Source organism: Roseicyclus sp. (assembly GCF_052168335.1).
In the GTDB taxonomy this organism is placed as follows: domain Bacteria; phylum Pseudomonadota; class Alphaproteobacteria; order Rhodobacterales; family Rhodobacteraceae; genus Roseibacterium.
In genome coordinates this window covers 1-9,437 of the sequence record NZ_JBQLZP010000047.1, presented here as the reverse complement: position 1 = coordinate 9,437, position 9,437 = coordinate 1, and the positions used below count along the sequence as shown (strand labels likewise).

The window sequence follows — 9,437 nt, the reverse complement described above, 5'->3', positions numbered from 1 at the left end:
CAGAAGATGGGTCGAGCGAGACAGGCATGTCCGACGGAAAGAACCAGCGTCCGCTGATCATCAAGCGAAAGAAGGTCGTCGGCGGCGGCGGGCACCATGGCGGCGCGTGGAAGGTCGCCATGTCGTACCTTCGATTGGTTGGTCTCGGCGCCTTTTCAGCGCCAGGTCATGGGTCCTTCCGGACCCCGCGAAACCGCCATTCTGATCCATGCGACCCCTCCTTCGGGATCGCGCCACCTGCATGGTGCGACGCCGACACTCCCTCCTAATCCTGAACATGGCCCTAATCCGGCACCTCGAATTGGCGCCGCACCGCGCGAAAAACCATTCGAATGTTCCGCTTTCGGGGAGTGCGAACGGCTCACTTCCGGGCGAGCGTCCGCCCTTGCGGCACGTCGGGGGCAAACCTGCCGGAGGCGTCGTAGGTCATCAGGCGCGCGGCGGCGCCGCGGTCGCGCAACGCACGCGCGCGCTTCAGGCCCGCACAGGCCGCCTCGAGCAGAACCGCGTTCTCCGCCGCGCAGCGGCGCAGCCGTTCGAGGACCTGGGGCCCGACCTCGGCGCCCGGGCCCGGCCCGGTCTTCCCGGGGCCCGGCGCCAGATCCTGCATCGCGCGCTCGAGCGGCGTCACCAGCTTCGCCAGCGCCTCCAGTTCGCCCTTGCGGAGCGCGGCGCGCTGTTCGCGCAGGAGCCGCTCGAGTGTCTCGCCGGGTTTCACCTCGGCGTCTCCGCGGGCGTGGGCTCGCGCGCGAGAAGCGCACGGAAGATGCTCTCGGCGAGCCCGATGCCGCCCCGTTCGGTGAGGAGGGCCGCGTGCTCGGTCCGCAGCAGCGAGGCGAACTGATCCTCGCCCGCACCGCCGCCGCCGAGGCCGTTCCGCCCCGTGCCGATGCCGGCATGCTTGAGCATTTCCGCGAGGAAGGCGGCCTCGAGCTCCTGCGAGACGCGCCGCAGGTGCGCGTGATCCCGTGCGGGCGGGCCGGAAGACGGTGGCGCGATCGGTTCGATCTGCATGACTTCGCTCGCATTGGAGACATCGGGGCCGACTCTGCGCGCATGCGGTAAAGATTCGGTAAGGCATGCGGCGCATAGATGGCCGTGAAGTCACGAGACACGGACAGCCAGAATGGATGCCCTTCTTCTTGCGCTCGGCGCGGGTGTCGCCGCGGGCAAGCCGCCGCAGACGATCGCTGCCTCCGTGCCTGAGGATGGCCTTTTCGACGGCGCCTTCCGAAGCGCCGCGGGCCACGAGCCCGAGGTCGGCACGCCGGAGGACGAGGGGGGGGCGCTGTCCCTCGCGCGGCTCGACGCCGGCGCGCCGATGATCGCGGCGACGGCACCGGCCTGGGCCGCTGTGCCTGACGGCCCGCAGTCCGGGGCGGAGGAGGTGCCGCCCGAGCCCGTCCGTACGGCCCTTGTGGCCGCCGCAGGTGCGTTCGCCATGCCGGAAGGCACCGTGGCGCCCCGGAATGCGGCCCCGGCGCCCGCGGGCGAGGCCCATGCCGAAGGGCCTGCGGTCGTCAGCGCTCCGGGCCGGGATCAGCCGTCGGGCCCGCGCCCTGCGATGTCGGGTGAGCCCTCGCTCGCGGTTCCCGCCATAGATGCGCCGGCGGAGGCATCGCCTCCTGCCCGAACGCCGCCGTTCGGAGTGCCGCAGGCCTGGCAGGGACCGCCCGCGGGCGGAGACGGGGTTTCCACGGCGGGGACCACCAGCGCGGATCCCGGCGAAGATCGGCGCACGCTGGCAGCCATCCCGCCGACGCCCGCCGAAACCGACGCGGAGCAGGCGGCCGCCCGGCGGCCTCCTGCGGAAGCCGCGCACACCCGGGCGGCCGAGCCACCGGCCGCAGGCCCGGCTGGCCCGGAGCCGCTCGTGGCCGAAGGCGGCGACGACGCGCGGACGGCACGATCCGACCTCGCGCGGCCGCAAGCGCCGGACCCCGTGAAGACGTCGGCGCACGAACCCGCGCGAATGATCGAGCCCGCGCGAACGACCGGACCCGAGCCCGCGGCCGGGCGCGGACAGCCTGCATCGCCCGGACCGGTGTCCTTCTCCGCGGCTTCGCGCCCTGCGGAGGCGGTGGCCTTGGCACCCATTGTCACAGGGGGATCGTCGGGGGTGGCGACGGGCGCAACCACCGCCATTTCGCGCGATCTCCCGGTCGATCCCGCCCCGGCGGCACTTGCCGGTTTCCCATCGGCGCATGCCGTGGCGCCACAGGCGACGGTCCGGCACGCGGGAACGCCGGACCTCGGGGCAGGCCCGGCGCCCGGAACCGCTGCCGGTTTCGAAGACGCACCGGATCGCCAGAAAGACCTCCGGTTTCCTGCTGCCGGGCGGGCTCCGGCGCTGCAGGACGATGCGCCGGGCCCCGCCGATACGCGGGGCATCCCGCAGCCTGCGGCCGGGCCGGTGGCTGCGGGAATGGCGCTCGCGACACGCCCCGCGGTCGTTTCGCCTGCTGTGCAGACCGACGCCGGTTCGCCGGATCGATCCCTGTCCCCGACGACCGGGACGGATGCGGCCTACGCGCTCCAGCAGCCCGCCCAGGGCGGGACCGTGCCCGGCGCCACGGCCATCGGCGGCAGCCCTGTCTCTCTCGCCCAGGGCGCGGCGCAGGCGATCGTCGCGACCCTGCCCAGCCCGCTGCGCGAACTCGGGACGGGGACGCTCGAGATCGCGCTCGATCCGCCCGAACTCGGCCGCGTGCGGCTCAGCCTCGTGGAGACGGGAGGGGTCATGGTGGTGTCGATCCTCGCGGATCGCCCCGAGACCGCGGACCTCATGCGCCGGCACCTGGACATCCTGGCGCAGGAATTCGCCCGCTCCGGCCTCGAGCCGCCGCAGGTGCGCATCGGTGCGGGCTCGGCCGAGGGCGGGACGGCCCGGGGCGGCGGCGAACGCGATTCGCGGGGCATCCAGCGGACCGAGGCGGTGCAAGCCCCGCCGCCTCCCCCTCCCGGCGCCGGCGCGCTGCGTGCGCTCGACCTGAGGCTCTGATCGAAAGGCACGGACATGGAGATCCTTCCCGCGCAGACCGCCAGCCGCCCCGATGGAAGGGCGGCCTCCGCCGACCGTTCGGTGATCACGGCCGACTTCCAGACCTTCCTCCAGCTCCTCACCACGCAGATGAAGAACCAGGACCCGCTCAACCCGATGGAGTCGACCGAGTTCGCGACGCAGCTCGCCACCTTCTCGGGCGTCGAGCAGCAGGTGCGCACCAATCAGCTGCTGGAGACCTTCGCGAACGGCCTCGGCACGCTGGGGATGGGCCAGCTCGGCGGCTGGATCGGGATGGAGGCGGTGGCCCCGATGCCGGTGGCCTTCGACGGCGCGCCGGTCACTGTCCGCTCCCAGCCCGCCGACCGGGCGGACCGGATGGAGCTCGTGGTGACGGACGACCGCGGATCGGTCGTGCAGCGTCTCCCGATCCCGTTGTCCGACGCGCCCTTCGCCTGGACGGGCGCGGACCTGCAGGGACGGGCGCTGCCGCCGGGAACCTATGCGCTCGCCGTCGAGAACTGGTCGGGCGAGACGCTGCTCGACACGCGCCCCGCCTCCATCGCGGGGCGGATCGAGGAAGCCAGCCTCCGCGACGGACGGGTCTTCCTGACGATGGCGGGAGGCGTCAGCATCCCCGCCGACACGATCGAGGTTCTGCGCCAGGGCGGATGATCCCCGCTCGGCGTGGTCCGGCGCGCGGGAAACCGGCGGCGAGGCATCTCCACCGGACACCGGGCGGAGTGCCCGGCACAAGGAGGCGCGTGCGCGGTGGCCTCGGCGCTCGCGGCAAGACGGTCGAGGCATCTCGCCACGCCGTTTGGCACCGAGGGCCGCGAGCGTCGCCAGTGCCGCCCGGACGCGCCCACGCCCGCGCCCGTCGCGCGCCGCCCCCATCGGGGGGCGTGGCGGGTTCGCCTGTCGTGCCTGCGCATGCGCGCTTGCCCGGACCCGCGCGGCAGGCTGTCCCGCCGCAAGCCTCGTTCTAGAACTGCGCCGCGAGGAGGGCGGCGAGCGACGCCAGGAGCGCGCCGGCGATCCCGTAGCCGAACCGTTCCGGCCAGGGCGAGCGCTCCTTGCGGCGGGGCGGGTTCGACTGGGCGAGGAGGGCTGCCTCGGCCAGTTGCGGCAGCCGCGGGCCGAAGCGGGCGAGGACGCGCGCGGTCGTGAGGAGGTCGCGCACCAGGGCCTTCGGCCCGATGTTCTCCTTGATGTATTCCTCGACCACGGGACGCGCGACCGTCCAGATGTTGATCTCGGGATCGAGCGAACGGGCGACGCCCTCGACCACGACCATGGTGCGCTGCAGCAGGATCAGCTCTGTCCGCGTCTCCATCCCGAAGCGCTCGGTCACCTCGAAGAGGTAGGCGAGGAGCCTGCCCATCGAGATGCGGCTTGCGTCCATGCCGAAGATCGGCTCGCCCACCGAGCGCAGCGCCTGGGCGAACTCGCCCACGTCGCGGTCGGCGGGCACATAGCCCGCCTCGAAATGCACCTCGGCGACGCGGCGGTAATCCTTGCGGATGAAGCCCATCAGGATCTCGGCGTAGACGCGGCGCGTGTACTCGTCGATCCGCCCCATGATCCCGAAGTCCAGCGCGACGACATCGCCGTTCGGCGCGACCTTCAGGTTCCCCTGGTGCATGTCGGCGTGGAAGAACCCGTCGCGGAGCGCGTGGCGCAGGAACATCTGGAGGACCCGCGCGGCCAGCGCCTTGCGGTCGTGCCCGAGCGCGTCGATCGCGGCGAGATCCGACAGGGGGACGCCCTCGGCCCAGGCCAGCGTCATCATCCGCCGCGAGGAGAGGAACCACTCCACCGTCGGCACCTCGAAGCCCTCGTCCCGGGCGGTGTTCGCGGCGAACTCGCCGGCCGCGGAGGCCTCGATCCGGAGGTCGAGCTCCTGCATCACGACGCCCTCGAAATGGGCGATCACGTCGCGCGGCCGGAGCCGGCGGGAGGAGGGCGACAGCGTCTCGACGAACCAGGCGATGAGATAGAAGGCGTCGATATCCTTGCGGAAGGCACGCTCGACCCCGGGGCGCAGGACCTTCACGGCGACGGGCCGGCCGGTATCGGCCAGCCGCGCCTTGTGGACCTGCGCGATGGAGGCGGCGGCGACCGGCTCCGAGAACTCCGAGAACCGGCTGTCGAGCGGCGCCTCCATCTCGCGCTCGACCACGCGCACGGCCTCGGCGCGCGGGAAGGGCGGCAGCTTGTCCTGCAGGACCTGGAGATGCTGCGCCATGTCGTGACCGACCACGTCGGGACGGGTCGAGAGGATCTGGCCGAACTTGATGTAGGCGGGCCCGAGCGCGGTCAGCGCGCGGGGCACCGGCGGCGTGGATGGATCGCCACGCAGCCCCAGCCACTTGAAGGGCCAGCCGAGGACGCGCGCGGCGACGCGCACCGATTTCGGCGCCTCCAGCGCCTCGAGCACGGCGCCCATGGCACCCGTCCGCTCGAACGTCGCCCCGGTGCGCACGAGGCGCCAGATGTTGTGGGGTCCCTTCACCTCAGATCTTCCAGCCGGAATGCAGCGCCGCGATGCCGAAGCTGAGGTTGCGGTACTTCACCTGCCCGAAGCCCGCGGCCCGGATCATGGAGGCGAAGGTTTCCTGGTCGGGGAAGTTGCGGATCGACTCCACGAGGTACTGGTAGCTGTCGCGGTCGCCCGCGATCACCTGGCCCATGCGCGGGATCACGTTGAAGGAATAGAGGTCGTAGAGCTTCTGGAGCCCCGCGTTCGTGAGCTGGCTGAACTCCAGCACCATCAGCCGGCCGCCGGGGCGCAGCACGCGGAAGGCCTCGGACAGCGCGTCCGGGATGCGCGTCACGTTCCGGATGCCGAAGCTGATCGTGTAGACGTCGAAGCTGTTGTCCGGGAAGGGCAGCGCCATGGCGTCGCCGACGACCCAGTCGAGCTTGTCGGCGAGCTGCTGCGCCTCGGACCGGCGCTCCCCCTCACGGAGCATGGACTCGGTCATGTCGAGGACGACGGCGCTGGCCTCCGGGGCGCGGGCGAGGAAGCGGAAGGCGACGTCGCCCGTGCCGCCCGCCACGTCGAGGAGGCGCTGGCCGTTCCGGGGCGCCAGCCAGTCCATCATCGCGTCCTTCCAGACCCGGTGGATGCCCGCGCTCATCACGTCGTTCATCACGTCGTAGCGGCTGGCCACATTGGTGAAGACGCCATGGACGAGGCCGGCCTTCTCGGTCTCGCCGACCGTGCGGAAGCCGAAATGCGTGGTGTTCGTGTCGTCAGCCATGGTGCCGCCCTATTGCCGTCGTCATGGGAGGTAATCCTTCGACCCGGGAAGGACAAACCATCATTTGCCGCAGGAGCATTCCGCGATGGACGACCTGACGATGATCCTCGTCTACATCGCCCTCGCCGTCGTCGTCATGGTCGCGGCGCGGCGTTCGCGCGCGCTTCGGCGCATGATCGGGTGGCACGACTTCGGGTCCCGTCCGCGTGCCGGAACGGGCGAGGCGGCGATCGCGGCGGGGCTCGCCACGCTGGGCACGGGGCGGCAGGCCGTGACCGAGGGGGACTGGCGCGTGTTCCGTCCGAGCATCGGCGCGCGGCTCCTGATGCCCTTGGTTACGGTCCTTCTTCTCCTGACGATGTTCGATCCCGAGTCCCTGGGCCGGGAGCGGATCGACTTGCCGCCCCTGATGGCCGAGGCCATGATCCTCCTGCTCGCCTATGCCAACGTCGCCATGCTCCGCTATCGGGTCCAGGTGTCGGGCGACGTGCTCGCCCTGCGCTCCACGCTGCTGCCGACGCGGCACTACGACTTGCGCGACCTCCGCACCGTCGAGGAGGACGCGGTGCATTCCTTCCGCCTCGGTTTCGCGGACGGGCGGAGCGTGGAGATCCTGAAGACGGTTGCAGGCGCCGCCGAGCTGCGCCAAATCCTGCGGGTTCGTCTGGAGCAGAACCCGAGGGGCTGATGCCCGAATTGCCGGAAGTGGAAACGGTTCGCCGCGGCCTCGCCCCCGTGCTGGAGGGCGCGGTTATCGCGCGCGCGCAGGTGAACCGGCCCGACCTGCGCTGGCCCTTTCCCGAGCGCATGGCAGAGCGGCTGACCGGCCAGCGGGTCGAGCGGCTGCGGCGCCGGTCGAAATACATCCTCGCCGACCTCTCCTCGGGCGAGACGCTGATCGTGCATCTCGGCATGTCGGGGCGGATGATCGTCTCGGGCGGGGGCGCGCGGCAGGCGCCCGGCGTCTTCTTCCACGACCATCCCGCGCCCGAGAAGCACGACCACGTCGTGCTCGACACCGAGGCGGGGATGCGCGTCACCTTCAACGACGCGCGGCGCTTCGGGGCGATGGACCTCGTCGCCACCGACCGGGCGGAGGCGCACTGGCTGCTCGCCGGTCTCGGGCCCGAGCCGCTCGGCAACGCGTTCAGCGACGACCATCTCGCCCGCGCCTTCGCGGGCAGGCGCACGCCGGTCAAGGCCGCGCTCCTCGACCAGCGGATCGTGGCCGGCCTTGGCAACATCTACGTCTGCGAGGCGCTGTTCCGTTCGGGTATCTCGCCGCTCCGCCATGCCGGGCGCATCGGGCGGCCGCGCATCACGCGCCTCGTCTCCGACATCCGCGAGGTGCTGGCCGAGGCGATCGAGGCCGGCGGCTCGTCCTTGCGCGACTATCGGCAGGCGGACGGCGATCTGGGCTATTTCCAGCACAATTTCCGCGTCTACGGCCGAGAGGGCGAGCCCTGCACGACCCCCGGTTGCGGCGGGATCGTGCGCAGGAAGGTGCAGTCGGGACGGTCGAGCTTCTATTGCCCGGACTGCCAAAGATAGGTTGAACCCGCCGCCCGCGGTGCTAACCCTGCGCATCTGAGCCCACCAGCCGGAGTATCCGACGCATGGCCTACGAAACCCTGATCGTCGAGATCGAAGACCACATCGCGCTCATCAAGCTCAACCGTCCCGACGCCATGAACGCGCTGAACACGCAGCTCCTCGGCGAGCTTTCGAAGGCGCTGAAACAGGCCGACGAGAACGACAAGGTCCGCTGCATCGTGCTGACGGGCTCGGAAAAGGCCTTCGCGGCGGGGGCGGACATCAAGGAGATGTCCGAGAAGTCCTTCGTCGACGCCTTCACCTCGGACCTCTTCGGCACCGAGGTCGAGCAGATGCTGCGCGTCCGCAAGCCGATCATCGCGGCAGTCTCGGGCTACGCGCTGGGCGGGGGGTGCGAGCTCGCCATGATGTGCGACTTCATCATCGCCGCCGACACCGCCAAGTTCGGCCAGCCCGAGATCAACCTCGGCGTGGTGGCAGGCATCGGCGGCACGCAGCGCCTCACCCGCTTCGTCGGCAAGTCCAAGTCTATGGACATGCACCTGACGGGTCGCTTCATGACCGCCGAGGAGGCCGAGCGCTCCGGCCTCGTCAGCCGCGTGGTCCCCGCCAAGAAGCTCATGGAGGAGGCGATGGCCGCCGCCGCCAAGATCTCGGAGAAGTCCGCGCTGACCGCCATGGCGGTGAAGGAGGCGGTGAACCGCGCCTACGAGGTGCCGCTGCGCGAGGGCCTGCTGTTCGAGCGGCGGCTCTTCCACGCGCTCTTCGCCACCGAGGACCAGAAGGAGGGCATGGCCGCCTTCCTCGAGAAGCGCGAGCCGCAGTTCCGCGACAAGTGAGGCGCGCGCCTCAGAGCATGTAGTGCAGCCTGTCGAACCGCTGCCGGAGCGCGGCGGTGCGGGGCGCGATCGCGTCCGGGTCGTTCGACGCGAGCGCCTCGGCGATCAGGTCGGCCAGCGCGTCCACGTCCCCGACATCGACGCCCCAGCGCACGAGCTCGGGCGTGCCGATGCGCAGACCGTTCATGTCGCCCGCGAGCTCCGCCACCGGCAGCCCGATCCCGCAGGCGAGGAAGCCCGCGCGCCGGAGCTTCTTCGATGCCGCCTGCCCGCCGCCCCAGGGCGCGGCGAGAAGGGCGAACTGGTGGCTTTCGGTCGCCCCCCGCGCGGTCTCGAAGACCGGCAGGCCCCGATTTCCGAGCGCACCGGCCAGCGCCTTCGACACCTCGATCATCTTCGCCGCGTAGGCCCGGCCATGCGCCTTCCAGTCGAGCAGCGTCACGGCCAGCGCCGCCGACTTCGCCGCGTCGAAATTCGCCGTCATGCCCGGAAACGCGATGTGGTCGAGCCGCTCGGCGAGGGCGGCGTCGTTCGTGACGATTAGGCCGCCGGCGGGGCCGCCGAGGCTCTTGTAGGTCGACATGGTCATGAGGTGCGCGCCCTCGGCCAGCGGGTCGGACCAGGCCTTGCCTGCGATGACCCCGCACTGGTGGGCGGCGTCGAACATCAGGTGCGCGCCGACCTCGTCCGCGATCTCGCGCACGGCGCGGACCGGGTGCTCGAAGAGGTTGAGCGACGCGCCGAGGGTGATGAGGCGCGGCCGCTCGCGGCGGGCGA

10 protein-coding genes are annotated in these 9,437 nt (G+C 71.4%); 5 read left to right on the top strand and 5 right to left on the bottom strand.

Features of this window, described 5'->3' with window-relative positions; genetic code table 11:
- Nucleotides 1-361 precede the first annotated feature (361 nt).
- A complete protein-coding gene (locus tag ACTS11_RS01680) occupies nucleotides 362-718 on the bottom strand; it encodes a hypothetical protein (RefSeq protein WP_442638620.1) in 357 nt (118 codons plus the stop codon).
- Entirely contained in the window at nucleotides 715-1,014 is a 300-nt protein-coding gene (locus tag ACTS11_RS01675; protein WP_442638619.1) for a rod-binding protein, read from the bottom strand. The genes ACTS11_RS01680 and ACTS11_RS01675 overlap by 4 nt, the downstream gene beginning before the upstream one ends.
- A gap of 112 nt (nucleotides 1,015-1,126) precedes the next feature.
- On the opposite strand from ACTS11_RS01675, the gene ACTS11_RS01670 reads away from it, so the two are divergent.
- Together ACTS11_RS01670 and ACTS11_RS01665 are read left to right on the top strand one after the other, a co-directional pair.
- The gene (locus ACTS11_RS01670; RefSeq protein ID WP_442638618.1) at nucleotides 1,127-3,001 is read left to right on the top strand and encodes a flagellar hook-length control protein FliK; all 1,875 of its coding nucleotides are present in this window, start codon (nucleotides 1,127-1,129) and stop codon (nucleotides 2,999-3,001) included.
- Nucleotides 3,002-3,016: 15 nt separating this feature from the next.
- On the top strand, nucleotides 3,017-3,676 hold the full coding sequence (locus ACTS11_RS01665; RefSeq protein WP_442638617.1) for a flagellar hook capping FlgD N-terminal domain-containing protein: 660 nt from the start codon (nucleotides 3,017-3,019) through the stop codon (nucleotides 3,674-3,676).
- Between the two features lie 310 nt (nucleotides 3,677-3,986).
- Here the strand turns inward: ACTS11_RS01665 and ubiB are convergent, their stop codons facing one another.
- Nucleotides 3,987-5,516, bottom strand: coding sequence for a 2-polyprenylphenol 6-hydroxylase (gene ubiB, locus ACTS11_RS01660; protein ID WP_442638616.1), 1,530 nt, complete (start codon nucleotides 5,514-5,516; stop codon nucleotides 3,987-3,989).
- Between the two features lies 1 nt (nucleotide 5,517).
- Nucleotides 5,518-6,267 carry a bifunctional demethylmenaquinone methyltransferase/2-methoxy-6-polyprenyl-1,4-benzoquinol methylase UbiE gene (gene ubiE / locus ACTS11_RS01655; RefSeq protein WP_442638615.1) on the bottom strand — a complete coding sequence of 250 codons (750 nt, stop codon included), beginning with the start codon at nucleotides 6,265-6,267 and terminating at the stop codon, nucleotides 5,518-5,520.
- A gap of 85 nt (nucleotides 6,268-6,352) precedes the next feature.
- On the opposite strand from ubiE, the gene ACTS11_RS01650 reads away from it, so the two are divergent.
- The 3 genes from ACTS11_RS01650 (at nucleotide 6,353) to ACTS11_RS01640 (ending at nucleotide 8,660) form a co-directional block, all read left to right on the top strand.
- Entirely contained in the window at nucleotides 6,353-6,955 is a 603-nt protein-coding gene (locus ACTS11_RS01650) for a hypothetical protein (RefSeq protein WP_442638614.1), read from the top strand.
- On the top strand, nucleotides 6,955-7,818 hold the full coding sequence (gene mutM / locus ACTS11_RS01645; protein ID WP_442638613.1) for a bifunctional DNA-formamidopyrimidine glycosylase/DNA-(apurinic or apyrimidinic site) lyase: 864 nt from the start codon (nucleotides 6,955-6,957) through the stop codon (nucleotides 7,816-7,818). The genes ACTS11_RS01650 and mutM overlap by 1 nt, the downstream gene beginning before the upstream one ends.
- A 65-nt stretch (nucleotides 7,819-7,883) precedes the next feature.
- Nucleotides 7,884-8,660, top strand: coding sequence for an enoyl-CoA hydratase (locus ACTS11_RS01640; protein WP_442638612.1), 777 nt, complete (start codon nucleotides 7,884-7,886; stop codon nucleotides 8,658-8,660).
- Between the two features lie 10 nt (nucleotides 8,661-8,670).
- Here the strand turns inward: ACTS11_RS01640 and ACTS11_RS01635 are convergent.
- A partial coding sequence (locus tag ACTS11_RS01635; RefSeq protein ID WP_442638611.1) for an aminotransferase class I/II-fold pyridoxal phosphate-dependent enzyme occupies nucleotides 8,671-9,437 on the bottom strand: 767 nt, incomplete at its 5' end.

Excerpts from the sequence above, each read along its gene's own strand:
- ubiE (WP_442638615.1), bottom strand. The coding sequence starts at position 6,267 with ATGGCTGACGACACGAACACCACGCATTTCGGCTTCCGCACGGTCGGC.
- ACTS11_RS01675 (WP_442638619.1), bottom strand. The coding sequence starts at position 1,014 with ATGCAGATCGAACCGATCGCGCCACCGTCTTCCGGCCCGCCCGCACGG.
- ACTS11_RS01650 (WP_442638614.1), top strand. The coding sequence starts at position 6,353 with ATGGACGACCTGACGATGATCCTCGTCTACATCGCCCTCGCCGTCGTC.
- mutM (WP_442638613.1), top strand. The coding sequence starts at position 6,955 with ATGCCCGAATTGCCGGAAGTGGAAACGGTTCGCCGCGGCCTCGCCCCC.
- ACTS11_RS01640 (WP_442638612.1), top strand. The coding sequence starts at position 7,884 with ATGGCCTACGAAACCCTGATCGTCGAGATCGAAGACCACATCGCGCTC.
- ACTS11_RS01670 (WP_442638618.1), top strand. The coding sequence starts at position 1,127 with ATGGATGCCCTTCTTCTTGCGCTCGGCGCGGGTGTCGCCGCGGGCAAG.
- ACTS11_RS01665 (WP_442638617.1), top strand. The coding sequence starts at position 3,017 with ATGGAGATCCTTCCCGCGCAGACCGCCAGCCGCCCCGATGGAAGGGCG.